The 24,353-nt window shown below is 68.3% G+C and carries 24 protein-coding genes; 9 read left to right on the top strand and 15 right to left on the bottom strand.

What is annotated here, in order from left to right:
* Window position 1: 1 nt before the first annotated feature.
* Together FB559_RS44385 and FB559_RS40070 are read right to left on the bottom strand one after the other, a co-directional pair.
* Window positions 2-361, bottom strand: a complete 360-nt coding sequence (locus FB559_RS44385) for an effector-associated constant component EACC1 (RefSeq protein ID WP_185792699.1) — start codon at window positions 359-361, stop codon at window positions 2-4.
* A 182-nt stretch (window positions 362-543) separates the two neighbouring features.
* Entirely contained in the window at window positions 544-1,476 is a 933-nt protein-coding gene (locus FB559_RS40070) for an ABC transporter substrate-binding protein (protein ID WP_185792698.1), read from the bottom strand.
* A 206-nt stretch (window positions 1,477-1,682) separates the two neighbouring features.
* On the opposite strand from FB559_RS40070, the gene FB559_RS40065 reads away from it, so the two are divergent.
* Window positions 1,683-2,684 (top strand): ornithine cyclodeaminase family protein, encoded by a 1,002-nt coding sequence (locus tag FB559_RS40065; RefSeq protein WP_141962806.1) that lies wholly within the window; start codon window positions 1,683-1,685, stop codon window positions 2,682-2,684.
* Window positions 2,681-4,228, top strand: a complete 1,548-nt coding sequence (locus FB559_RS40060; protein ID WP_141962805.1) for an HAL/PAL/TAL family ammonia-lyase — start codon at window positions 2,681-2,683, stop codon at window positions 4,226-4,228. Before FB559_RS40065 ends, FB559_RS40060 begins: the two co-directional genes overlap by 4 nt.
* Window positions 4,229-4,257: 29 nt before the next feature.
* Here the strand turns inward: FB559_RS40060 and FB559_RS40055 are convergent, their stop codons facing one another.
* The 3 genes from FB559_RS40055 to FB559_RS40045 all read right to left on the bottom strand — a co-directional run bounded on the left by FB559_RS40055 (window position 4,258) and on the right by FB559_RS40045 (window position 7,581).
* Window positions 4,258-5,070: a phosphotransferase enzyme family protein gene (locus FB559_RS40055; RefSeq protein WP_141962804.1), complete on the bottom strand. Its 813-nt coding sequence runs from the start codon at window positions 5,068-5,070 to the stop codon at window positions 4,258-4,260.
* 517 nt (window positions 5,071-5,587) lie between these two features.
* Complete coding sequence (locus FB559_RS40050) at window positions 5,588-6,307, bottom strand: response regulator transcription factor (RefSeq protein ID WP_141962803.1); 720 nt, start codon at window positions 6,305-6,307, stop codon at window positions 5,588-5,590.
* Window positions 6,304-7,581, bottom strand: a complete 1,278-nt coding sequence (locus FB559_RS40045; RefSeq protein ID WP_141962802.1) for a sensor histidine kinase — start codon at window positions 7,579-7,581, stop codon at window positions 6,304-6,306. Before FB559_RS40045 ends, FB559_RS40050 begins: the two co-directional genes overlap by 4 nt.
* Before the next feature lie 292 nt (window positions 7,582-7,873).
* Between FB559_RS40045 and FB559_RS40040 the strand changes: the two genes are divergently transcribed.
* Complete coding sequence (locus FB559_RS40040) at window positions 7,874-10,069, top strand: MMPL family transporter (RefSeq protein ID WP_141962801.1); 2,196 nt, start codon at window positions 7,874-7,876, stop codon at window positions 10,067-10,069.
* 68 nt (window positions 10,070-10,137) lie between these two features.
* Window positions 10,138-11,001 (top strand): hypothetical protein, encoded by an 864-nt coding sequence (locus FB559_RS40035; protein ID WP_141962800.1) that lies wholly within the window; start codon window positions 10,138-10,140, stop codon window positions 10,999-11,001.
* A 272-nt stretch (window positions 11,002-11,273) separates the two neighbouring features.
* Here the strand turns inward: FB559_RS40035 and FB559_RS44380 are convergent, their stop codons facing one another.
* Complete coding sequence (locus FB559_RS44380) at window positions 11,274-11,447, bottom strand: hypothetical protein (protein ID WP_185792696.1); 174 nt, start codon at window positions 11,445-11,447, stop codon at window positions 11,274-11,276.
* A gap of 78 nt (window positions 11,448-11,525) precedes the next feature.
* On the opposite strand from FB559_RS44380, the gene FB559_RS40030 reads away from it, so the two are divergent.
* The 3 genes from FB559_RS40030 to FB559_RS40020 all read left to right on the top strand — a co-directional run bounded on the left by FB559_RS40030 (window position 11,526) and on the right by FB559_RS40020 (window position 13,173).
* Window positions 11,526-12,119, top strand: a complete 594-nt coding sequence (locus FB559_RS40030; protein ID WP_141962799.1) for an RNA polymerase sigma factor — start codon at window positions 11,526-11,528, stop codon at window positions 12,117-12,119.
* Entirely contained in the window at window positions 12,116-12,691 is a 576-nt protein-coding gene (locus FB559_RS40025; protein ID WP_141962798.1) for a hypothetical protein, read from the top strand. The genes FB559_RS40030 and FB559_RS40025 overlap by 4 nt, the downstream gene beginning before the upstream one ends.
* 200 nt (window positions 12,692-12,891) lie before the next feature.
* Complete coding sequence (locus tag FB559_RS40020) at window positions 12,892-13,173, top strand: pentapeptide repeat-containing protein (protein WP_141962797.1); 282 nt, start codon at window positions 12,892-12,894, stop codon at window positions 13,171-13,173.
* Window positions 13,174-13,592: 419 nt separating this feature from the next.
* Here the strand turns inward: FB559_RS40020 and FB559_RS46970 are convergent, their stop codons facing one another.
* Together FB559_RS46970 and FB559_RS40010 are read right to left on the bottom strand one after the other, a co-directional pair.
* Window positions 13,593-13,697 carry a DUF397 domain-containing protein gene (locus FB559_RS46970; protein ID WP_141962796.1) on the bottom strand — a complete coding sequence of 35 codons (105 nt, stop codon included), beginning with the start codon at window positions 13,695-13,697 and terminating at the stop codon, window positions 13,593-13,595.
* Between the two features lie 15 nt (window positions 13,698-13,712).
* Window positions 13,713-14,558 carry a helix-turn-helix domain-containing protein gene (locus tag FB559_RS40010; RefSeq protein ID WP_141963277.1) on the bottom strand — a complete coding sequence of 282 codons (846 nt, stop codon included), beginning with the start codon at window positions 14,556-14,558 and terminating at the stop codon, window positions 13,713-13,715.
* A 206-nt stretch (window positions 14,559-14,764) separates the two neighbouring features.
* On the opposite strand from FB559_RS40010, the gene FB559_RS40005 reads away from it, so the two are divergent.
* Window positions 14,765-15,265, top strand: coding sequence for an ATP-binding protein (locus tag FB559_RS40005; protein ID WP_141962795.1), 501 nt, complete (start codon window positions 14,765-14,767; stop codon window positions 15,263-15,265).
* 45 nt (window positions 15,266-15,310) lie between these two features.
* Here the strand turns inward: FB559_RS40005 and FB559_RS40000 are convergent, their stop codons facing one another.
* The 7 genes from FB559_RS40000 to FB559_RS39970 all read right to left on the bottom strand — a co-directional run bounded on the left by FB559_RS40000 (window position 15,311) and on the right by FB559_RS39970 (window position 21,198).
* Window positions 15,311-16,090: a GntR family transcriptional regulator gene (locus FB559_RS40000; protein WP_141962794.1), complete on the bottom strand. Its 780-nt coding sequence runs from the start codon at window positions 16,088-16,090 to the stop codon at window positions 15,311-15,313.
* 46 nt (window positions 16,091-16,136) lie between these two features.
* Window positions 16,137-17,582, bottom strand: coding sequence for a UbiD family decarboxylase (locus FB559_RS39995; protein WP_141962793.1), 1,446 nt, complete (start codon window positions 17,580-17,582; stop codon window positions 16,137-16,139).
* Window positions 17,579-18,289 (bottom strand): isochorismatase family protein, encoded by a 711-nt coding sequence (locus tag FB559_RS39990; protein WP_185792695.1) that lies wholly within the window; start codon window positions 18,287-18,289, stop codon window positions 17,579-17,581. The genes FB559_RS39995 and FB559_RS39990 overlap by 4 nt, the downstream gene beginning before the upstream one ends.
* 78 nt (window positions 18,290-18,367) lie before the next feature.
* Complete coding sequence (locus FB559_RS39985) at window positions 18,368-19,345, bottom strand: ABC transporter substrate-binding protein (RefSeq protein ID WP_141962791.1); 978 nt, start codon at window positions 19,343-19,345, stop codon at window positions 18,368-18,370.
* A complete protein-coding gene (locus FB559_RS39980; protein ID WP_185792694.1) occupies window positions 19,342-20,178 on the bottom strand; it encodes an ABC transporter permease in 837 nt (278 codons plus the stop codon). The genes FB559_RS39985 and FB559_RS39980 overlap by 4 nt, the downstream gene beginning before the upstream one ends.
* Window positions 20,168-20,998, bottom strand: coding sequence for an ABC transporter ATP-binding protein (locus FB559_RS39975; protein ID WP_141962789.1), 831 nt, complete (start codon window positions 20,996-20,998; stop codon window positions 20,168-20,170). The genes FB559_RS39980 and FB559_RS39975 overlap by 11 nt, the downstream gene beginning before the upstream one ends.
* A gap of 2 nt (window positions 20,999-21,000) precedes the next feature.
* Window positions 21,001-21,198: a hypothetical protein gene (locus FB559_RS39970; RefSeq protein WP_141962788.1), complete on the bottom strand. Its 198-nt coding sequence runs from the start codon at window positions 21,196-21,198 to the stop codon at window positions 21,001-21,003.
* A gap of 566 nt (window positions 21,199-21,764) precedes the next feature.
* Here FB559_RS39970 and FB559_RS39965 point away from each other — a divergent pair.
* Window positions 21,765-24,350, top strand: coding sequence for an ATP-binding protein (locus FB559_RS39965; protein ID WP_141962787.1), 2,586 nt, complete (start codon window positions 21,765-21,767; stop codon window positions 24,348-24,350).
* Window positions 24,351-24,353 lie beyond the last annotated feature (3 nt).

Here is a 24,353-nt window from a genome sequence, read left to right as displayed (position 1 = left end):
GTTACTCCGGGTCCCGACCGTCGAGAATCGTCCGGACGAGACGTTCGATGTCCGCACTCTTCGCACGCCTGACGTCGATCTCGACCTTCCGGTCGTCCGGCCCCTCCAGAACGACGCGGACATCGGATCTGCGAGGGTGTGCCAGCCACGTTTTCAGCGAAGCCGCGAGAACCGAAATCGCGCCGCCGGACCCGACCCCGACCACAACGGCCTCGGCCAACGCGCCGAGCTCACCCTCACGCGGCTCGGAGGAGGCGAGGCGTACCCGTCCAGCGAGATCGGGTTCGCCACGGAGCCAGTCGGCTAAGGACTCGAGTGCCTGGACGTCATCGTCCGGCTGGACCCGAATCCGTACCGCCATGGTGTCCTCCGCATCAGCTATGTCCCCGCCACGCTGTGCCCGAGAGAACACCCTGTGTGCGATCCCGTCCCCTTGGACGGGAAAATCGATGCAGGCGTGTTATGTCGCATGATCCGCGCCGTCGGGCGCCCGAGCGGCCGGCGGCCTGCGATGGCCGCCGGCCGAGCCGTTTCGCGGGTGGGTCAGCCGAGGCCGGCCTGGGACAGCCAGCCCTTGGCGACCGTGTTCGGATCGTCCTTGTCGGTGACGAGCTTGGTCATCATGGCGAGCAGGTCCTGGGTGGTGAGCTTGGCCGAGACCGCGTTGAGCGTGGCCTGGGCGTTCGCGTCGACCCCGGACTTGTAGATCAGCGGCGTGACGTTCTCGGCGCTGAAGACGTTCTGCGGGTCGGTCAGCACGACGAACTTGCTCGCCGAGATGCTCGGGTCGGTGGTGAACAGGTTCGCCGCCTGGATGGTGTTGTTCTTCAGCAGCTTGACCAAGGTGGTCTGGGCGTTGGCGTCGAAGGACTGGAACTTCTTGAACTTCAGGCCATAGGTGCTCTGCAGGCCGATCAGACCCTGCTGCCGGGTCTTGAACTCCGAGGCGGCACCGATCGTGAGCTGCCCCGCGACCGGCTTGAGGTCCGCGATGGACTTCAGGTTGTACTTCTGGGCGGTCTGGGGGTTGACCGTCACCGAGTCCTTGTCCTCCGCCTGGGAGGAGTCCAGGATCGCCAGGGTCGAGGGGAGCTTGGCCTTGAGAGCGGCGTTGACGTCGGCGGTGGTGACCGCCTTGCTCTCCTTGTCCACCGACGTGGTCAGCAGCGCGCCGTTGTACTCCGGCATCACCGTGATCGCACCGGACTTGACCTGGTCGTAGTAGACCTCGCGGCTGCCGATGTTGAACTTCCTGGTGACCTTCACGCCCTTGGCCTCCAGCGCCTGGGCGTACACCTCACCCAGCAGCTGGCTCTCGGGGAAGTTCGCCGACCCCACGACGACACTCCCCCCACCACCGGCCGGCTTCTGGTCCAGCGGATTGCCACTGTCCTTCTTGTCACCGCCCCCGCCACATGCGCTGAGGGCGAGCGCCAGCACGACGGCGGCGGCGGCACCACGGACTATCGGGATCATCACTGTTTCCTCATCAACTGGTAGGGATTGTAGGAAACTATACGTGCATGTGAGCTTGTGTCCGCGATACGAGACAGAAGTGCATATTCGTGAGATGAGCGGACATGTCGGGCGACTACAGTGCCGACAAGGTACCGCCTCACGACATGGGCCGGGAGCGGCTCAGTCGCACCCGGTGATCAGCGCATCAGGGAGAACAGCGACACATGGACCCGGTCTGGTTCACCTTTCTCAACGGCTCGGACATCGAGCGGCTCGCGCTCGACGACGCCGCGGTGCTCGCCGCCGTCGAAGCCGGGCTACGGGCCCAGGGGCTCGGGGAGACGGTCATCGAGCCACGCGTCCACCTGGAGCCCGATCCCGCGTTCAACGGTCACTTCAACATCCTCCGTGGTTACATCGCGCCGCTCGGGCTCGCCGGGGTCAAGACCGTGGGTGACTTCGTCGACAACTACCAGCGTGGCCTGCCGTCGGAGATGGCGCTGCTCAACCTCTTCGACCCGCGGACGGGCATGCCGGTGGCCGTGCTCGACGCGACCGCCATCACCGAGATGCGCACCGGTGCGATCACCGCGCTCGGCGCCCGCCACCTGGCCCGCGAGGATGCCAAGGTGCTCGGTCACATCGGTGCCCGCGGCACGTCGTACTGGAACGTCCGCCTCCTCGACAAGATCTTCGACCTCACCGAGATACGTGTTCACTCGCGCCGTCCCGAGAGCCGTGAGGTGTTCGCCGCCCGGCTTTCGCAGGACCTCGGCAAGCCGGTGATCGTCACCGACGACTGGCGGTCCTGCGTCGAGGGCGCGGACATCGTGGTGGAGGCGTCCCGGCTGCCCGAGCCGCAGCCGCTGCTCAGGACCGAGTGGATCGCCCCCGGTGCCCTCGTCGTGCCGTACGGGACGATGAGCGCGGTCGAGCTCTCCCTCACCGACATCATGGACAAGATCGTCGTGGACGACTGGGGGCAATGCCGGTCCGGCCGGTTCGGCGCTTTGCGTGAGCATGTCGACACGGGCAGGCTCAGCGAGGCCACACTGTACGGCGAGTTGAACGAGATCGTCGTGGGGAGGAAGCCCGGCCGGGAGCGCGCAGACGAGACGATCCTGTTCTGGCATCGCGGGCTGTCGCTGTCCGACATAGCGCTCGGCGCCGCCATGCTCGAGAAGGCCGCCGAACTCGGCCTCGGCCAGAAGCTGCGGTTCGCATGACGCGTGGATCCGCTGCCGCGCGGCCGGTGCTCGTCGACGGGCAGACCCTGTCGTGCGCGGACGTCGCCGCGGTCGCACGCCACGGCTCCCAGGTCGCACTGGCCGCCGAGGTGACCCCGCGACTAAAGCGCGAGCGAGCCGTCGTCGAGGACGTCGTCGAACGCCGGGTACCCGCGTACGGCGTGACGACGGGCCTGGGCAGCCGGTCGTCCTACGCACTGCCGCGCGACGAACTCGCCGAGTTCAGTGTTCGTACGGTACGCGGCCGGGCCAACGCGGTCGGCGATCCGCTGCCGGCCCCGGTCGTACGGGCCGCCATGCTCGCGCGGGTCAACGGCATGGCGGGCGGCGGCAGCGGTGTCCAGCCGTCGATCGTCCGGCTGCTGGTGGACATGCTCAACGCGGGGGTGCACCCGGTCGTGCCGGACGTGGGCTCGATCGGTTCGTCCGACCTGTCGCAGATGGCGCATGTCGGTCTCGTCGTCATCGGCGAGGGCCACGCCGAGGTGTCCGGCGAGATCCTCGACGGTGCCGCGGCACTGAGGCTCGCGGGCCTGACCCCCGCCGGCCTCGGCCCTAAGGACGGGCTCGTGCTGTGCGGCGCGAGCCCGCTCTCGGCCGGCCACGGCGCGCTCGCCCTCCACGACGCCACGACCCTCCTCTCCCTGGCACAGGCGGTCACCGCACTCACCTTCGAGGGCTTCCGCGCCAACACCAGCCCGCTCGACCCGCGCGTACAGCGGATGCGCGCGGCCCCCGGGCAGGAGCGGGCGGCGCGCGAACTGCTCGCCCTGCTCGACGGCGGTGAGCTCGGCGACCCACGCCGGGCGCGGCGGCTCCAGGACCCGATCAGCCTGCGCGGCGCCGCCCAGGTGCATGGAGCGCTGCACGCCGCACTCGACTTCACGAGGGCCGCCGTAGAGCCGGAGCTCAACGGCTCCGGTGACAACCCGGTGGTGCTGCCGGACACCGGCGAGATCCTGTCTTCCGGCAACTTCCACACCCCGGCGCTGGCCCTCGCCTTCGACACGCTCGCGCTGGCCCTGACCCAGACCGCCGCCATCTCCGCCGAGCGCATGCAGCGCCTGCTCAACCCGGTCATCAGCGGGTTGCCCGCGAACCTGTCGCCCTACGGCCCTGAGCGTTCGGGCCTGGCACCGCTGGCGAAGACGGCACAGGCACTCGTCGCCGAGATCCGTGCGCTGTCCACGCCGACCTGTACGGACCCCCGGTACGGCGCGGACGCCGTCGAAGACGACTCGACCAACGCCGCACTCGGAGCCCGGCGCCTGATGGGACTCCTCGACCGACTACGCCTCTTGCTCGCGCTGGAGGCGGTGGCCGCGGCGCAGGCGGTGGACCTGGCGGCTCCGGCCGTCCTCGGACGCGGACCCGAACTCCTCCACCAGGCGATCCGGAAGGTCGTCCCACCGCTCGACGACGACCGGCCCTCTGGGACGGACGTGGACCGGGTGGCCCGCGACGTCCTGGGCGCCACCGTTTTTCAGGAAGCCGTCCGCGCCCTGCTTCCAGGCGACGGCTGACGGCCGGCTAGGGCCTCGAAGGCCCGCGATCAGCGATAGGAATCCAGCCCTTGGTGATCGAGCGCTGCCCGGATCCGGCCGAGCCCCTCGGTGCCCAGCCGGCGCCCGTCCGGGAGTTGGTCGCCTCGATCCCAGCGCCACGTTGTGACCATTGCCAGCGTGAGGATCCGGCACTCGCGCAGCAGGTCTTGGTCGACGCCCGGATAGTGGTCGCCGACCTCGTCGGGCGCATGGGCGAGGTCGAACTCGACAGGCCCACGGCAACACGTCTCAAGGTCCACGAACAGCAGCCCGTCCTTCGTGGTGAGAACGTTGCCCGGGTGCGGCTCGCCGTGCAGCAGCTGCTCCGCGCCACCGCGCTCGCCGATCGCCCGTCTCAGACTTCGCAACGTGTCGCCGAGCAGCTCCCGGTCCGCGTCGGCGAGCGCCGGAGTGTGGTCACGGTCCGCCACGAGTCGTTGAGCCTGCTCGACTCGATCCGTGAAGTGCGGCGTAGGGACATCGAGCTTGCGCATGCCGGCATGCAACCGCTCGAGCGCCTTGGCGTAGTCGGCTGGTGAGACCTCTCGACGTGACACGGGTTCGTAGTAGGTCCAGAGCGTGACCACGAAGCCATCACGCTCATAGACACGTGGCTCCACTCGAGGCTCGAGAGCGGCAACAGGGCACCCGGATTCGGCAAGCCGCTGAGCAAGCTCGACTTCGAACTGTGCGACCTGATGCGCTACAGGCGCCACTTGGGCCAGGACGTCACAAGGCAGCAGACGCAGAGTGAGCCTGTTCGAGTCATGAAGAACGATCGCGTCGTCGACTGTCAGGTCAAGTGATGAGGCGGTCGACATGGCCGCGGCTACCGCACGCGAGACCTCTGACGCCTGCACCGTTGCCTGGCCCCTCTCCCTTGAGCGCTGCCGTAACTCCCCAAGCGGCGCAACCTGCGTACGATATCAAGTTGTCGATAGAGAGCCATGGCGCGGCTGAACCGGCGATCTGGCTGGCCGGGCGCACCTCGCTGAGCGGCTCGGGCAGGTGGGGCCGATGGGGCGGGTGAGTTCAAGTACCAGCTCGGACGGGCTTACCCCCAGGGGGAGGAGGTCGGCCAGGGCGGCGGCGCTGGCCCGTGACCTGTCAGCGATGGCCGATGATCTGGGGTACTCGCAACTGGCCGAACGGGTGGCAGAACTTGAGAGGACTGCCGCCGGGGGCCGGCCCACGTGACGGTTGACGAAGTAGTCGAGCAGCGGGGAAGCGAAGGACACGAAGGTGACCAAGCGGAACGGCGAACGGCGCACCTGGGCGACGTATGCCTTGGGCGAGGATCGTCGCGATGCCCGCAGCCCGTGCCGCCCAGAGGCCTGTTCAGGACCGGCCGCAGTCCGTGGATGAGCAACGTGGGGGCTGCTTCGTCGCTCTCGGACTTGGCTGGATGAGTCCGGTTTCGTAGGCGATGACGACGAGTTGGGCGCGGTCGTGTGCGTGCAGTTTGGTGAGCAGACGGCTGACGTGGGTCTTGACCGTGGCGACGCTGATGTTGAGCTGTGCCGCGATTTCGGTGTTTGAGTGGCCTGAGGCGACGTGGATGAGGAGCTCCGTCTCGCGAGCCGTCAGGGGGTCGAGCAGAGAAGGCAAGGCGCGAGGGTCGGCAGTGGGGCGGTTGACGAAGTCGCGGATGAGACGCCGGGTCACGCTCGGGGCGAGTAGAGCGTCGCCGGCGGCGACGGTGCGGATTCCGGCCAGCAGGAGCTCGGGCGGGGTGTCTTTGAGGAGGAACCCGCTGGCGCCGGCTTTGAGGGCGCCGAAAACGTAGCTGTCGAGGTCGAAAGTGGTAAGGATGAGGATCCGGATGGCCTTGGTCGCCGGGTCGTCGAGTAGCTGTCGGGTCGCCTCGATGCCGTCTATGTGGGGCATGCGGATATCCATCAGGATGACGTCCGGCAAATGCCGGCGTCCGGCCGCCACGGCATCGGGGCCGTTGCCGGCTTCGGCGACGACTTCCATGTCCGTTGCGGCATTGACGAGCACGCTGAAGCCGGCACGCACGAGGACCTGGTCGTCGGCTATGACCACCCGGATGGTCATGGCCGGCCTCCAGATGCAGCTGCGGGCGGCGCGGGCGAATGTGTCGTGGTGCGGGTAGTGGTCATGGGGCCTGGTTCGTCCGTCTGTAGCAGTGCTTGGACCTGGAAACCGCCGCCGTGGTGGCCGGCGCGCAGGTTGCCGTGATACAGAGCCGCTCGCTCGCGCATGCCGATCAGCCCGTGACCGGCGGCGGCGTGAGGTTCGGGATGCGCTCGCCGGCTCGGCTCGGAGGGACCGGTATCGGTAACTTCGATGAGCAGATCCTCGGTGCCGTATTCGATGCGGAGGGTGGCCCGGGTGGGCCCGGCGTGGCGGACGACATTGGTGAGGGCTTCCTGAGCGATGCGATAGGCCGACAGGTCCACTCCAGCAGGGAGCGGGCGGGCCGGACCACGGACGTCGAGGCGCAGGTCAACGCCAGTGCGACGGATCTGGTCGGCCAGCGCGGCGATGTCGGCCAGTCCAGGGGTGGGGGCGAGTGCGGGGTCGATGGCGTGCTCGTGGCGCAGTACCTCGACGAGCAGCCGCATCTCGTGTAGGGCCTGGCGGGTGGTGGTCTCGACGATGCCGAGTGTTTCCTCCACTTGGGCCGGGTCGGTGTTCATCACCACGCGCGCGACACCGGCACGGACGGCGATGACGCTCATGGAGTGCGCGACGATGTCGTGCAGTTCACGGGCGATGACCAAACGTTCGTCGATGGCGGCCTGGCGGATGCCGGCCGCGTGCTGACGTTCGCGTTCGGCCTCTTGCTGGGCAGTGGCGATGATCCGGTTTCGGCGTTCCCGGGCGGCAAGGCCGGCGAACCATCCGACGCACACGATCGCGACGTTGGCGACGAGCACGGCCAGCCAGCTTGAGGAGACACGTCCGATGCCGACCCCGGCGGCGATCAGCATGCTGGCGGCGCCGGGGCGAAGCCACCAGAACACGTACTCGCCTGCCGTGGCGGCGGTGTAGGCGGAGATGGCGACGCAGACCGATACCTGTGGCGCGCCGCCGACCGCGGCGACCACGAATGCGCAGAGCGTCGCTACGGCGAACGACCAGCACGGATGCAGCCCGCGAGCGGCGACGGTCAGGGTGGCGATGACGATGCCCGCGGTCCGCAGTGCGGACTCCGCGGCGGCGGCGTGCTTGACGCCGCTGCGGGAGTCGGCCATGAGCAGGCCGACGCAGAGCAGGGCGGCGACACCGATGTCGAGGAGGACCAGGGGGCGGGGGCCTCTGGTGACGAATCGGTGAACCGGTGGTGTTAGAGCGGTGCCGGGCATCCCATCACGCTACCTGCGGGGACGGTGGCCGGTCGTCGGGTCACGGTCGCACCCGCGCGTACACCCAGGACTGTACGCGGCCGGGCGGTACCTCCGTGGTCGGACGCCGATTCCATCCTGCGGCCTGACGACCTCGGGCCTCCTCGAAGGCAGGCTCTCCCCACGGAATACCCACCGGCCGCGCGACCCTGGCCGATCAGCGCCGGCCAGGCGTCGACCCCGACTCGCATCGTGAAGGAAGAGCCGTGCCCCAGACCAGCAACCATCCGATCCAGCCCGCGGGAGGCACCCGATGAGCGTGCTCGCGCGGTGGTGTTTCCGGCACCGGCTCATCGTCATCGGCGCCTGGCTGCTGATCCTGGTGATTCTCGGGGTCACCGGTTCCTCGGTCGGCTCTACGTTCTCGGACGAGTACTCTCTGCCGGGTACCGAATCGACCAAGGCCGCCGATCTGCTGGCGACGCAGTTTCAGCGCAGCTCCGGCGACACGGACATGATCGTGCTGCACGCCATGAGCGGCAAGGTGACCGACCCGGCCGTCCAAACCAGCGTTAGGAGCATGCTGGTCCAGGTCGCCAAGGTGCCCGAGGTCGGCGCGGTGGTCAGTCCGTTCAGCCTGCGGGGAACGGCGCAGGTCAGTCCTGACCGGCGGATCGCCTACGCGACGGTCACCTTCACCAAGCAGAGCCAGAGTCTGGACACCGCGAACGTCCAGAAGGTCGTGGATCTGGGCTCGACGTTGCGTAGCGACACGTTGCGGGTGGAGTTCGGCGGGGCGGCGATCGGCCAGCTCGAAAAACCCTCGACGTCGACGGCCGAGCTGATCGGCATCCTGGCCGCAGCGATCGTCATGCTGGTCGCGTTCGCGTCCATGCTGGCGACGGCCATACCACTCATCGCCGCCGTGCTCGCGCTGGGCAATGCGCTCTTCTGCATCGATCTGCTCACCCATGCGATGAGCATCGGTACCAGCGCCCCGATCATCGCCGCGTTCATCGGTCTGGGCGTCGGCATCGACTACGCCCTGTTCGTGGTCGCCCGGTATCGCAACGGCATCCGGGCCGGGCTCATCCCGGAGGAGGCCGTCGTGGCGGCCATGAACACCTCCGGTCGAGCGATCGTGTTCGCTGGCGGCACTGTTACGGTCGCGATGCTCGGCCTGCTCGTTCTCGGGGTCGGCATCCTGTCCGGGATCGGGCTGTCGGCGGCGATCATGGTGGCGTTCGCCGTTGCTGTCGCCACGACCCTGCTGCCGGCTCTATTCGGTATGTTCAGGATGCGGGTCCTCAGCCGCCGCCAACGCGCCCAACTCAGGCGTGAAGGGCCGAGTGACGCCAACGCCTCCGGCGCGTGGGCCCGCTGGGCCGGGTTCGTGCAGAAGCGGCCGATGCCGCTGACGATCGCCGCGACGATGATCATGGTAGCGCTGACGATCCCGTTCTTCTCCCTGCGCCTCGGGTCCTCTGACGCCGGCAACAACGCGGCCGGCACCACAACGCGCGGGGCCTACGACCTGCTCGCCGACGGGTTCGGCCCCGGCTACAACGGCCCTCTGCAGCTCGTGGCGAAGGTCCCGCCCGGGCCGGCCGCGACCGACTTCACCGAGCTGGAGCAGGCGCTCAAGAACGTCCCGGGGGTGGCGTCGGTGCAGGCCGGTCCGGTCATCCCCGGGGCGACGGTGCGGACCCTGCAGGTCACGCCCACGACATCGCCGGAGTCCAAGCAGACGTCCGATCTCATCGACACGCTGCGCGACCACGTGATCCCCGGCCACGAAAAGGACGGGCTCACCGTCTACGTCGGCGGGCAAACCGCCGTCTTCAAGGACTTCGCGTCCGTGCTGGGCGGGAAGCTGCCGCTGTTCGTCACCATCATCGTCGTATTCGGGTGCCTGCTGCTGATGCTCGCGTTCCGCAGCGTGATCGTGCCGCTCACTGCGGCGGCGATGAACCTGCTCTCGGCCGGTGCCGGATTCGGCGTCGTGGTCGCGGTCTTCCAGTGGGGCTGGGGTTCCTCGGTCCTGGGCGCGGGCGCGGCCGGCCCGGTCGAGTCGTTCCTGCCCGCGATGATGCTCGCGGTGCTGTTTGGACTGTCGATGGACTACGAAGTGTTCCTGGTCAGCCGCATCCACGAGGAATGGCTGCACACCGGCGACAACAACCTCGCCGTCCGACGCGGACAGGCCGCGACTGGGCAGATCATCACCGCTGCCGCAATCATCATGATCTGTGTGTTCATGGCCTTCGTGTTCGGCGGAATACGTACCATCGCCGAGTTCGGGCTAGGCGTGGCAGTGGCCATCCTGCTCGACGCTCTGGTGGTTCGCACGATCCTCGTCCCGGCGATCATGCAGCTGTTCGGAAAACGGAACTGGTACCTTCCCAGGGCCATCGACCGGGTCCTGCCCCACGTGTCCGTGGAAGGACCCGCCGAGGTGCCGATCGACGGCGAACCGGAACTCCAGGCAACCGACCAGCGCATCGCTTGATGAAGATGTCTTCACCTCGACCCGGCCGGTTGCGGACCTGGGCCGCCGGGCTGTGCATCGCAGGTGCGGTGGGTCTGGTCCTGGTCGATGCGGTAACGGCGTGGGCAGAGAACACGCTCTTGTCCACGTCCGGATTTCTGGCAGCGATACGACCGCTGCCCACCGATCCCACTGTCGAGATACAGATCATCGACAACGTACAGCGCCAGCTGACCGCGGCACTCGACCGATCACCGGCCCGGATCGGCCCTCGTCTCCTCAGCACCGGGCAGGTCCGGCAGTTGGTCGCCGACGCTGTCCCGGTTGTTCTGGGCAGTGCCGAGTTCCAGCAGGCTTGGAAGGCGGCACTGTCGACCGGTCACGCCGAACTTGTCAAGGTCCTGCGCCACCACAGCATGCTGTTGACAGTGACACCCAGCGGGCTGGACGTCACTGTCAGCATCGCATTGGAGCAACTGGCCGACCAGGCCGGGCTACCTCGCCAACTGGCATCGAACCTGCCCGCCGACCTCCCCATCTCCGTCACGCTGATCCAGAACCAGGATCTGCACCGAGCCGCGCAAGCCGTCCAACTGGCCGACGACCTCTCGGGTGTGCTCATCCTCGCCATCACCACCCTCGGGTTCATGGGCCTGCTCCTTGCACGCCACCGCCGCCGGGCACTGATCACCGGACTCGCAGCCGTTGCCATCGCCGCCGGCGCAGCACGTCTGATCATCGCCTGGGGCCAATCGCCTGGATCGCGGCCGATCATCGCGGACGTCGCTGCCCGCTACCTGGTGGCGCCGTTGGCGACGAACCTCATCACGATCGCTGTCATCTGCGCTCTCACCGCTGCGGGCCTCATCGCCGCCCGGTGGGTCGCCGCGCGACCCGACCGATACACGCCGAGCACTCGGACAACCAGTCCTAAAGACAGGCCCAGCCTGTGATCAACCGGCTCGGGCGCAGGCGTGCTGCCCGATTGTCCAAGTGGCGGACCATCGAGGATTGCGCCATCGTCACGTCCGGGTCGCGTAGGACAGCCGTTCTTCAAGCTCAACATCGGAGTCGCGCTGGCCGGGATCGGTGAGCACCGCAACGCGGCGGTCATGCTCCGTGAGGGATCGGCCGAGATGCCGGCGGACCAGCGCAGCGCGGAGTGGGTTCGGGAGTACGAGGCACTCGCGAGGGCCGGCGAGAGGGCGTGACCCGGGGGGAGCGGTTACGTGATCTGGTTGACGAAGTAGCCGATCACGCCGCCGAGCACCGGACCGATCGTCAACGTCACGGACTCGACCGCCCAGTCATCGCGCGTGCGGTGCCAGAAGGTGGGGCCGGTCAGCGCGGTAGGCGTTGATGAGAACGTCTGACCGGTCACCGCTGCACGGCGGTTCACCGATATGTAATGGTTTCCAGTCTGCGGTCAAGTGCTGGGTGTAAGAAGCGAGTCGACCTCGGATTCCCGAGAGGCTACATGCGCCCCGTACGCGAGCACCCATCAAAAGGGTTGCCCATTGTCGGCGACCCACAGGCCTTCGAGGCCTTCTACCTAGGCCATTTCGATCGCGTCACCTCGTTCATCGCACGGCGGGTCGCGGACCCGCATGAGGTGGCCGATCTGACTGCTGAGGTGTTCGTCGCGGTACTGGCATCGGCGGCTGCCTACCGAGCAGAAAAGGGCAGCGAAACCGCGTGGCTCTACGGGATAGCGCACAACGTGGTGCGCGAGGACCGTCGCCGTCGCACGAGGCGCCGCACGGCCTTGGAGCGAGCCGGTGGGCGCGCCCTGTTGAAAGGCGACGATGTGGCCGACCTGATCGACCACATCGACACCGCGGCACCGGCGCGCGCGGCGATGCGGGCACTGGCGGGACTCCCCGCGAAGCAGCGGACCGTGATCGAGCTGGTCGCCATCGACCAACTCACCCTGACCGAGGCCGCAGCGGCGTTGCGTATCTCGGTCGGCACCGCCCGTGTCCGGTTGCACCGGGCCCGCAAGGCCTTGGCTCAGGTACCCGAGGTCGCCTCGCTCGTCACCACCTCAGCGGTAACGGAAGGACTGTCATGAGCTTCAAGGAGACACTGCTGATGGAGTTGCACAAAGAGGCACCCGGTATCGCGCGGCGGAGCCGCAGGCGGCGAAACGCCGTCAGGGCCGCGGCCCTGACCGGCGGCACCACCGCACTGGCCGTCGCCACCGTGGCGGGCGTGCTCGCGGGCGGGACCCGGTCCGGCGGCCCGACCACGCAGGCCGCCGCGTACACGATCAACGAGCGGGGGACGAAGATCGAAGTGAAGATCCGTGAGCTCCGAAATCCCGATCGTCTTCAGGCAGACCTCGCCAAGCTTGGGGTGAAGGCCGACATCGTTTATCTGCCGGCGGACAAGACGTGCCAGAATCACCGATACGTTCAGTACTACCAGTTTCCCCAGCCGATCATCAGGCTCCTTTCTTCCAGCAGGTTCGAGTTCGACAAGCGTGATCTTCCAAAGAACACCACGCTCCTGCTCACGCTCAACGCGGGCTGGGGAAATAATTTGTGGTCGATCATTTCGGAAGGCCTCACCAGTCAGCCCATCGAGCCCTGCAGGCCGACGGCGTGGCCGAAAAAGCCCCCGTCCGTGCCGAGCCACAAGTAGCACGTCCTGTGTCTGGGTCGGAATCTCGTTCACAATTCCGACCCAGCGCGGCGTGGGCCCGAGGAGGTCAGCTTTCCGTCACAGGCCCTGACGGCGACGGTGCTCACGCGGACGCCGAGCATCTTCGCCCCTTCTCGTGGTCTGAGAAGGTCATCGTCTGGGGGCCGGCTCACCGGTCGGCAAGGGCCAGCACGCGGGAGATGCGTTCCGTCGCGTCGGCGATGTCGGCCGCCGGGCACATCGGCTGGTACTCGGGCGGTGAGCCGCGCTCGGGGCCGGACCACTGCCAGTGCCAGTACAGGTCACCCCGCCTGCGCTACGAGCGGGACGCGCGCGGGGACTTGGTGGCCGCCGACCTGTCCTCCAGGGACCTGACCCGCGCGAAACTGAACCGCGCGGATCTGACCGCTGCGAAGGCGGCTCTGGCGACGTTCAGCGATACGGACTTGTCCATGGCACGCTGGTCGGAGGCCGTACCGTGAAAGGACCGGATCCCCGCTGTCTCCGTCCCGCTTGAGCCGCCCCAAACGGGAATCAGAATCGGCGAAGGCCACGTCGTGCCGACCCGTTCTGAGGCATGAGTTCGGTGAGGTTAACTCCCCGGACCAGCCGGACGCCTCGATGGCGCGGAAGCCCGTGAAGATGATCGACTTGGTATCGGCCGCGGCCAGGGCGGCATCGCGGTCGGCGTATGCGCCGTACGGGCGACCGACGAAACTCACTGACCGGCCGTAAGGCAACACACGCCGAGTTGCCGATTCCACGCTCGCGAAACCTGTACCCGCCTGCGGTATGCCTGTGGGAGCCATACGCCGGCTTCGGGGTGGTTGGTGTGGACCGGACGCTCTGACACGGAGAACGCCCCGGCATCGCTGCCGGGGCGTTCTTCATGTTCGTGAGGTCAGACGCTCTGCATCTCGTGGAGGACGGTGACCTCAATACAGTTGCCGTCGCCGCCCTGGGAGCGGCTGCTCTTACGCCAGTTGGAGAGTTCTATCTGGGACACGGCTCTTCCTCTTCATCACAGGTGTTTGGCCAACCGCCGGAGATATGCGATCGACTCATTCGGCCCGAGCGCGGTCGCGCTCAGGTGCTGGAAGACGATGCGGCGCTCTTCGATCACCGCATCGCCCTCCAAGAATGAGGATTGCTGGCCCGCCTCGCGATAGACCAGGCTCGGATCGTCCTCGAAGTCCATGATCACGAACGAACCGCTCAGGCCAGGATGAGGGTCGACGCTCATCGGCATGATCTGCACTTCAACATGTTCCAGACGCTCCGTGTCGATGAGGCGCTGGAACTGCTCGGCCTTTGCCTCGTCGGAGCCGAACGAGCGGACGATGGCGCTCTCGTCGATGACCGCCCACAGCCGGGTCGGATTCTCGCCCGTGAGGAGATGCTTGCGCTCCATCCGTAGCTTGACCAGACGCTCGATCTCGGCCTCATCCCGCATCAACCAGCCACGTTGCAAAGCGGCGGCGTACTTCTCGGTCTGGAGCAAGCCGGGGATGACCGCGAACTCATAGGTGGACAGCTTCGTCGCCTCGGCCTCGAACTCAACGTAGGGATCGGCGAGCGGGCCGTACGCCGTCCACCAGCCGCGCTGGCGTGCCTCCCTGGTGAGAGTGAGCAGCGCCTCTCGCCTGACCTCGTCGGTGACTCCGTACAGGTCGAGCAGGGCTCGGATGTCGGCGACTCGCGGCTGGACGGCCAGAGCCTTCTCCAGGCGGTTGACCTTTCCTGCCGCCCACTCCAGCCGTTTCGTGACCTCGTCGGCCGTCTTGAACTCGGCGGCCTCGCGGAGTCTGCGGAGTTCTCGGGCAAGCCGACGGCGGCGCATCGTCGGGCTGTGCCGACCGTCGGCCATCTCGTCTTCTCCCAAGTTTTCTGTGAGTTCGCTGGTCACTGATCGTAGGCCGTCGACGTCAGAACCGGACACCGATGTAGGAAACCACCGTTTGCAGTCCGCTAATCTCGAAGACCTAATTGCGAACCTCAATTCGGTAGACGATAGTTGACTACACCGTGTCCCAGGCCGACTACGGCCCGCCTCCCACCTCCGGGGAGATCTCCATGCGTTTCTCACCGATGCCGGTGCTCACCACAGGGCGGATCGCGTTCGGCTACAGCCCGACCATGTCGTCCTGGTTCCGGATGGAACCGTCTCCCGACCTCGTCCCTGAGGCTCGGCACTTCACCCGCAGACTGCTGTACGGCTGCGAGGAGGACTACGTCGATGACGCGGAGGTCGTGACGAGCGAGTTGGTCACCAACGCCCTGAACCATGCGCTCAGGGTCGGTCCTCCGCCAAAGCACGTGGTGCCGGGCGTCTGGCTCGGTGTACAAGTCCTCAAGGACTACGTCCACCTGTACGTACGCGACCCATACCCGGCGCCGCCCGTGATGAGGATGGCGGCCGACACCGATACCTCCGGCCGGGGCCTGCTCATCGTCGAGATGCTGACGGCCGCCTTCTGGGTCGAGAGCAGGGCGTTCGACAAGACGGCGCACGCCATCATCACCAAGCCCGGTGTGGTGCTCACCGAAGTCGAACTGGATTTGCTTCGACAATGAGCCGGTGCCCTTGCACTACGTGTCCGGGATCTAGACCGGGAACCACTAGAAGCGGCCCGAGCGTTCGATGGCGTGGTAGCCGCGTAGGACCAGGGAGCGGGTGACCGCGACCGCCAGGGCCACGTCGCGTTCGGTGTAGGCGCGGACGAGGCGTTCGTGGTCGGCCAGGGAGTGCAGCAAGCGGCCCGGTAGGGACAGGCTCACGTACCGGAAGCGGTGCATCTGCAGGCCCAGGGAGCTGAGCCGCCGTTGTAGTTCGAAGTTCTTCGACAGTGCCGCCTCCGCGTTGCGGAACCCCACGTTGTGCCAGAAGTAGGCGTCGACGTCCCCGGCGTCCGCGTCGCGTTGCAGCATCGCCTGCCACGACAGCAGGCCGAGGACCTCGTCGTCGGTCGCGCGTTCGACGACCAGCTCGCTGACCAGCGCGTACAGGCTGGCGCGGATCTCGTAGATCTCTCTCACCTGGGAGATCGCAACCGGGGAAACGTACGGGCGGCGGCGTGGGGGCACGATGACCAGGCCCTCGCGTTCGAGGAGGAGCAGGGCCTCGCGCACCGGGGTGCGGCTCGTATTGAAGCGGCGCGCCAGGTCCGCCGAGTTGACCTCCTCGCCCGGCGGCAGGCGGCCCTCCACGATGCTGATGGCCAGCTCCTGGAAGATCACGAAGGCCAGGGACGAGCTGCCCTCGCTGCCGCGCAGCGCGCTGAACAGCATCTCCTGGCGCAGCTCGCGGATGTCGGTCTCCCGGGTGCCGCGGTCCAGCGGCACCGCGCCGGACAGGTCCACCGGGCGGGCGCCGGGGCCGGGGAGCGGGGTCGCGTTCACCTAGGCTCCGCCGTGGCAGGGGGCACCGGCCCCGTACGCCCGGCCATTACCCCAGCACCTCCGGCCACCGTCGCGTGACCGAGGCGATCAGCTCGTCACTCGACTCGGCCACCTGCGGAAAGTCGCCAAGGCGCTCGTACGGGCGGCACGCGTCGATGATCGCCCGGCTGTTGAAAGCGATTTCGCCCGGGAGTGTGAGGGGGTCCACGCGGCTGCCCCAGGTGCGCTTCATCACCTCGATGTCGATCGAGGGATCGGTCCGGCCCGTCATGGCCCAGACCACCTCGCCCAGGTCACGCGGGTTCACGTCGCTGTCGACGACCACCGTGAAGCGGTTCATGTACGCCGCGCTGGGCAGCTGCGCGGCGAGGTACGCGGCCTGCCGCGCGTGGCCCGGATACCGCTGCTCGATGGAGACGATGAGCAGCGACCGCCCGCCGCCGGCCTCGTGCGCCCACACCCCGCGTACGCCCGGCAGCCCGGTGCGCCGCAGGCCGTCGGTGATGATCGCCGACTTCATGACCGTGCGCATGTAGGAGTAGTCGTGCGGAGGCTTGCCCGGGGGCGCGCCCAGCAGGATCGGGTCGTCGCGGTGGTAGACCCGCTCCACGTCGATGGTCAGGATCGGCTCGCGGGATCCGGAGTAGTAACCGGTCCACTCACCGAACGGGCCCTCCGGGCGCCGGTTGTCAGGGGTGACCCAGCCCTCCAGGGCCAGCTCGCTGTCGTGTGGCAACGGCAGCCCGGTGACCTGGCCCGCCACCGTACGGACCGGGGCGCCCATCATCGCGCCGACGTAGTCGTACTCCGACACGTCGGCCGGCACCTCCACGCCCGCCGCCACGAGGTAGGCCGGATGGTGTCCCAGCGAGACCGCGATCGGCGCCCGCCCCTCCGCCTCGAACCAGCGGCGCAGGTGCTGGGCGCCGTGCTTGCCGGCTTCGATGTTCACGCTGGCCGAACGCCCGTCGTCCTGGACCTGCATGCGGTACGCGCCGAGGTTGATCCGCCCGGTGTCGTAGTCGCGGGTGACCACGGCGCAGCCGGTGCCGATGTAGCGGCCACCGTCGCCCTCGTGCCAGCGCGGCACCGGGAAGTCCAGCAGGTTCACCTCCGGCTTGGACGTGACGTTGGACAGGATCGCGCCGTCGGTCACCGTCGTCGCGGCGAAGTCGCGTGCGGTGGCCGCCCACTCGCCCGGCTTGGCCGCCAGCGTCTCCACCAGGTCGGAGTCCGTACGGTCCCAGCCGAGTCCGAGGACCGATCCGAGCAGGCGCGGGTTGCTGACCGTGCCGCTCAGCACCCGCGACCCCTGCGGATAGCCGGCGATGCCGTCGAACATCAGCGCCTTGGGACTGGACCTGCGGTAGTTGACCTGGGACAACGCCCCGATCTCCAGGTCCCAGTCGGCACCTTCTACGGACTGCAGCTCACCGCGTTCGGCCGCCTCACGCAGCCACGCCCGCAGACTCGCGGGGCCGGTCTCGCTCATGCCGCCTTGCCTTTCGGATTGAGGCCCGTCGGTACGCCGCGCAGATACGCGATCGCGCGGTCCGCGGAGATGACATCCGCGTACTTCTGGTCCATGTCGAACAGGCTCACCCAGTGGGACGCCTCGAACCTGTCGAAGCAGCAGTCGCCGATCACACCCACGCGATACCCCCGGGTGCACGCGTCGACCACGGTCGCCCGTACGCAGCCGCTGGTCGCCTCGCCGACGACCAGCAGGGTGTCGACGTCGCGGGCACGGAGGACGGTGTCCAGCGGCGTCTCGTGGAAACAGCTCGGGCCGATCTTGGTGAGCACCACGTCATCCGGCTCCGGCGCCACTTCGGCGACGATCGCGTTGGGGTCTTTCGCACCGGGGTTGGGCGTCAGCCGTGCCGACGGCTTGCGGTTCCACCGGCCGAGCTCCGGCGGGGTCGCGTGGAAGTAGATCACCGGTACGTCCGCCTCACGCGCGGCGGCGAGCAGGGGAGCGGTCCGGTCGACCGCGTCCCAGCCCTGCGGTCCGCACGCGCTCGGCCAGTCCGCCAGCACGTCGGGCAACTCCCCTCGCGGGTGCCCGAGTGCCGCGTAGTACAGGTCGACCGCCAGCACTGCCGGGCGGCCGCCCAGTCCGAAGGGCGCGCTCTTGGCCCACGAGGTGCCGTTCAGCACCGCGTTGTCCTGTTCGGTCAGGAAGTCCGTCCAGTCCACGACGAAAGCAACCCCTCTCTCAGAGTCGTGTCGCCGGGCGGTGACGCCGCCCGGCGACACGACGGATGCGCCGGCCGGTCAGGCTCCCGAGGCCAGACCGCTGTCGATGTACTTCGACACGTCGGACGGGGCCTTCAGGTGGGTGTTCTTCGCCGCTTCGGCGAAGGCCTGCTGGATGAGCTTCGGGTCGACCGCCGGTGTCCGCTGCCATACGTTGAGGAAGAAGTCGTAGGCATAGTCGGACAGCTCCTGGCTCTGCACGCCGGTGTACTTCTGGATGACGGCCGACGTCTCCTTCTTGTGGGTGCGTACGTACTGCAGCGACTCGGCCTCGGCGGCGTAGAACTTCTGCAGTACCTGACGGTTCTTCTGCAGGTAGGCGCCCTCGACGGCGTACGAGCCGAGCGGGAAGTCCAGGCCGGACATCTCCGCGAGCCGGTGTGCGCCCTTCTCCCGGGTCTGCGTGCCCTGCGGAGGCTGGGTGAGGATCGCCGACACCGCGCCGCTCTCCAGCGCCGCGACCTCGGCGGGAACGCCCTTGAGGAAGGTCGACTGGACGTCCGTGCGCTTCATGCCCTTGCTCTCGAGCAGGTCCGTCAGGCCGAAGTCGCCCTGCGAGCCGGGTGAGGTGAGCCCCACCTTCTTGCCCTTGAGGTCGGCGAACGTCTTGATGTCCGCGGCGGCCCACATCTCCAGGTTGTAGTGCGGCTCGGACATCGCGATGAAGTGCAGGTCGGAACCGTGCAGGATCGCCGCCGCGGTGTCGGCGCCGACACCGACACCGATCTGGACGCTGTTGCTGGCGAGCGCCGGGACGAGCTGCGAGCTGTCGTTCAGGCGGGTGATGGTGACGTTCAGCCCGTGTTTCTTGAAGATCCCGTACTCGACACCGTCGTACAGGTCGGAGTATCCGGCGCCCGGCGCGGTGTAACCGATCTTCAACGGCAGCAGGCCGTTCGCGTCCGCCTTGACCTTCGTCGCGCCCCTGCCGCAGGCGGCGAGGCTGAGGGCCAGGCCGACGGCGACCGCCGCGCTCAGGCAGGTTTTCATTCTCATTGTGCTTCCGCCCAGTGTGTAAAGCGCCGCTCGATGAGCCGCACGCCCCAGTTGAGGAGAAGGGCCACGACGGCGATGATCACAACGCCCGCCATGGCCCCGTCGATGTTCGAGTTGGTCGTGCTGTTCTGCACGTAGTAGCCGAGTCCGTTGTTGCCGAGGAAGAGCTCGGCGACGATCGCGCCGACCAGCGCGCGGCCGATCGCGAGTCGTACGCCGGCGAGGATGTACGGGAGGGTCGCCGGCAGGGCGACGGACCGCAGGAAGGTCAGCCGCGGCGTGCAGAAGACGGTGGCGACCCGGATGTAGTCGCGGTCGAGGTTCCGCACGCCGGTCGTGACATTGATGACGAGGGGGAGGATCCCGGCCCACACGATGACCACGATCCGTGAGGTGTTGCCGATGCCGGACCAGAAGATCAGGATCGGGATGACGATCACATAGGGGGTCGAGTAGAGGATGTTCACCCACGGCTCGGTCAGATCGTGGAGAACGCGGCTGCGACCACGGATCAGGCCGATCGGGATGCCGGCGATGATGATGATCAGCAGGCCCCAGAGCATCTCCAGCCCGGACGCCTTGAGGTACGGGTAGATCTCGCCGGTACGGAAGAGGTCGGCCTCCGCCTTGGCGATGCGCAGCGGGTTGCTGGAGAACGAGGGGTCGGCCAGGCCGGTCCCGGTGCTGACCTGCCAGATGACGAGGACGACGACGATGCCGGCGAACCCGAGCAGTCCGCTGCGGTGTCGCTCCAGCCAGGTCGACAGGCTCCGGCTCTCCGCGACCGGCGGATTCCTGGGTTCATCGGGCCGGGCGGCCGTTTCAGGCTGCATCGCCGTTGACATGGTCCCTCGCTGAGGTGTTCGTGGCTGACGGTTCGTGGTGCAGCGCGGTCAGGATCTCGTCGCAGTACGCGGTGAACTCGGCGCTGCGACGCCAGGTCACGTCACGTGGACGCGGCACGTCTACGGTCACGACCTTCGTGATCGTCGCCGGCGCCGGGGAGAAGACGAAGACCCTGTCGGCAAGGAGCACGGCCTCGGAGACATCGTGCGTGATGAACAAGGCCGTCCGGCGGCCGTGGCTCGTGTCGGCCTCCCAGATCCTGAGCAGCTCCTCCTGCAGGTTCTCCCGTGTCTGCGCGTCCAGGGCCCCGAAGGGTTCGTCCAGCAGCAGGAGCTTGGGGTCGGTCGCCAGCGCCCGTGCGAGGTTGGCCCGCTGTTTCATGCCGCCGGACAGTTCGTGCGGATACTTGTCCGCGGCGTGCCCCAGACCGACGATCTCCAGCAGTTCCCCGGCGTGCCGTCTGGTGTCCGCGTTGAGACGTCGCTGGACCTGCAGTCCGTACAGGATGTTGTTCAGGACGGTCCGCCACGGGAACAACGAGGCCTGCTGGAACACCAGCGACCGATCCGGCCCCGGCCCCTTGATGCCCGTGCCGTTCAGCTCCAGCGAGCCACCGGTCACCGGGACGAGGCCCGCGACCGACTCGAGAAAGGTCGACTTGCCGCTGCCACTCGGGCCGACGATCACGACGAACTCGTGTTCCATGATCTGCAGGTTCAGATCGGAGACGGCGAGCGTGAACGCGCCGGAGCGCCGGCTGCGGTGCCCGAGCTGAAGATCTCTGGCCTCGAGACACACATCGCTCATGGTCATGAACCGTTCTGGAGCGTGGCGGCGCTCGGCGGCCTGCGGCGGCCGGGATCGCGGGTCTTCTTCGCGCCCCGGCCCGTCGCCGGGCTCGGAGTCGTCCTGGCGAGTTCCAGCTCGATCCCCCTGTCCTGATGCGGCGGTCTGACGACGACGGCCGTCTCCTGCTGGATCAGGGGCACCTTGTCAGGCTTGATCACTGCCACTCCTCGAACCAGACGCTGAGGGTCATAGATGTTTCCCCGATGTAAAAGTGTCGACAAACTAAGACTGCTGCGTATGACGTGTCAAGACCTCACGGAGGGGCGAGTGTGCTTGGGCGGAGCCCCTAGGCCCGAGCAGCCATGGGCTATGACCACGGGTAACGCTCTAATAAAGGTGTGCTGCCCTGGCTCGGCCCGCAGGCGGCTGCCAACGGCCGCACGGGATGCGCGTCCGTCAAGTGTGCACACTGAGGACCAACTGTCGACACTTCTCCCGCGTGCCGAGGAGGGTCGACGCCGCTGCCCGACGCCGCCGGGCGAGACTCGCCGTGCGTCCGCAAGACGGGTGGTGCGCGCCGACCGTGCCGCCCCCCGCCCGGCGCGGCGGCACACGGTCGGTCGCGACTGACGCCCTAAAGTGTCGAAAATGCGGCGAAATGCAGGCTGATCGGCGTGGGCCGTACGGGCCGAACTCCGTAATCCGCCGGTAAGCGCTTGCGCTAATGCGGTGAACACGTGCACGATGCGAAACGTTAGGAAAAACAAACAACAGAGGCGATTTGATGCAGGGTCTGCGCCGGCGGTCGGGGGCGACCGGCTCGCCTCGTCGTAGGCGTGGGGGCGCCGGGGTCCGGCTGGCCACTCCCGTGGCGGTCGCCGCCCTTACCGTGCTGGTCACGGCGTTGACGACCACGCTCGACGCGTTCAAGCTCCCCGTCGGCGCACGCCTGGCGATCGTCGGGGGCGGGTCCGTTCTCGCCGGCCTGATCGCCTTGGTTTCGCAACGCGGCCCGCGCCATTCCGGGGTTACGGATCGGCCGCCTTCCAGTGGCGTTGTCGCGCCGGGCCAGCTGCCGCCGGTAATCGCGCATTTCACCGGCCGCACGGACTATTTGGCCAGGCTTCATCGGGCGTTCACAGAAGAGAGCGCCGCCAAGAAGTCACGCGAATGGAACGGCTCACCCGTCGTCTCGGTGCACGGTCCGGGCGGCGTCGGCAAGTCCGCCCTGGTGACGCGGTTCGCGCACGAGATGGCGGAGCGTTACCCCGACGGGCAGCTCTACTGCGACCTTCGCGGCGCCGGAGACGTACGGGTGCGGATGGAGGACGTGCTCACCGGCTTCCTGCTCGCCCTCGGCGTGCGCCTCACCACCGACCCGGGCGGCCTCCAGGACCTGCGGAAGCTCTGGTGGACCTGGGTGAAGGGCCGCCGCATCCTGATCTTCCTCGACAACGCCCAGCACGCCGACCAGGTGCAGGCGGTCGTCCCGCCCGAGGCAGGCTGCGCCGTGCTCGTCACCTCCCGCCAGCCGCTCTACCTGCGCAACACCCTGGACGTACGGCTGGAGGAGTTCACCGAGCTTCAGTCGGTGGAGCTGCTGGCCCGGCTGGCCGGTGACGAGCGCGTCGCGGCGGACGCGGAGGCCGCCGTGCGGATCGCGGAGCTGTGCGACCATCTGCCGCTGGCGGTCAGCATCTGCGGCGGACGGCTGGCCGCGCGCCGCACCTGGTCGCTGGAGGAGATGGCCGACCGGCTCAGCGACGAACGCCGCCGGCGCCTCGATGAGCTGGAGATCGACGACCAGATCGACAAGAGCGTACGCGCGACGCTGTGGCTGAGCTATGAGGACTGCACGGACCTGCAGCGCCGTCTGCTGCGCTCGTTCGCGCTGCTGTCCGCGCCCGACCTGCCCGCCTGGGCGGCGGGTTCGCTGCTCGGCACCTCCAAGCTGGACGGTGTCGACCAGCTCGAGGCGCTGGTCGACACCCAGCTTGTGGAGTACTCCGGCAAGGACGCGACCGGCACGGGCCGCTACCGCCTGCACGACCTCGTACGCCTCTACGCGCGCGAACGGGCCGAGCGCGAGGACACCGGCGAGCAGCGCCGCGCCGTGGTGGACCGGATCCTGGCCGGCTACCGGCGCCGGGCCGAGCTGGCCGCCGCCGTCCGCTGGCCGCAGGACTGGCGCCGCCACGCACGGCGCGGCGAACAGGACTCCGGTGAGATCGCCCCGGAGCCCTGGTTCTACGCCGAGCGCCTGACACTGCTGGCCGGCGTCGACCAGGCCGCGAGCCTGGAGATGTGGGAGGAGGCGTGGCGCGTCGGCCGCGCGTTCTGCTCGCTGTGCCACTCGATGCGTCTGTTCTGGCAGGAGTGGCGTGCCGTCGCCGAGACGACCCTGATCGCCGCCTCGCGGCTCGGCGACGCGCGTTCGATCGGCATCGCCCTGATGGAGCGCGCGGCCGTGTCCGGCGGCCTGGGCCGCGGCGACCTGGCACGTACGAGCGCCGAGGAGGCGCTCGCGGTCTTCGAGGAGCTGCGCGAGCCGTGGTGGGCGGCGCGGGCGATGCGCACGGTCGGCGTCAACCTGCGCGACGCCGGCAACCTGGACGAGGGCCAGCGGCATCTGCTGGCGGCGATCGAGGGCTTCGCGTCGGTCGGCGACCGCTGGTGGCGGGCGCGTACGCAGCGCAACCTGGCCGAGCTGCGGCTCGCCCAGGGCCGGCACGAGGAGGCCCGCGCCCTGCTGGACGCGGCCCTCGGCGTCTTCCAGAGCGACGGCAACCGCTACTCCGAGGCCCAGACCCTGCGCGTCCTGGGCGAGGTCAGCGCGGGCGAGGCCGCCGATCTGCGGAACCGTGGTGACACTCCGGCCGCCGACGCGGCCTACAACCGGGCGGCGCAGGTGCTGGAGCGCGCCGCCGAGATGTTCCGGCTGCGGCACGAGCAGTGGGAGGAGGGCCGCTGCCTGCGGGCGGCCGGCGAGGTCGGCGATCCCAAGAACGGACTGCGCGAACTCGCGTTCGTGCGCCGCGCGATGGAGACGCTCGAAGGGCTCGGCGACTCCTGGGGCGTCGCACGCACGGAGCTGTCGGAGGGCCGGGCGCTGAGCCGGCTCGGCCGGATCGACGAGGCGGTCAGGGCGCTGCGGCATGCCGCCGGCGCCTTCCAGGAGCTCGGCGACCGGTGGCTACAGGCGCGGTGCCTGCGCACCCTCGCCGAGATCCTGGTCGGCGCCGCCCGCCACACCGAGGCCCGCGCCCCGGCCGAGGAGGCGCTGCTGATCTACCAGAGTCTGGGCAACGAGGTCGGCGAGACGCGCGCGCGGAACATCCTCGCCCGGACCAGGGAGCCCGAAGAGCACTGACGC

The sequence above is a fragment of the Actinoallomurus bryophytorum genome, from assembly GCF_006716425.1.
Taxonomy (GTDB): Bacteria; Actinomycetota; Actinomycetes; order Streptosporangiales; family Streptosporangiaceae; genus Actinoallomurus; species Actinoallomurus bryophytorum.
Note: the sequence above shows the minus strand (reverse complement) of the source record. Positions and strands in the feature narration are given on the sequence as shown.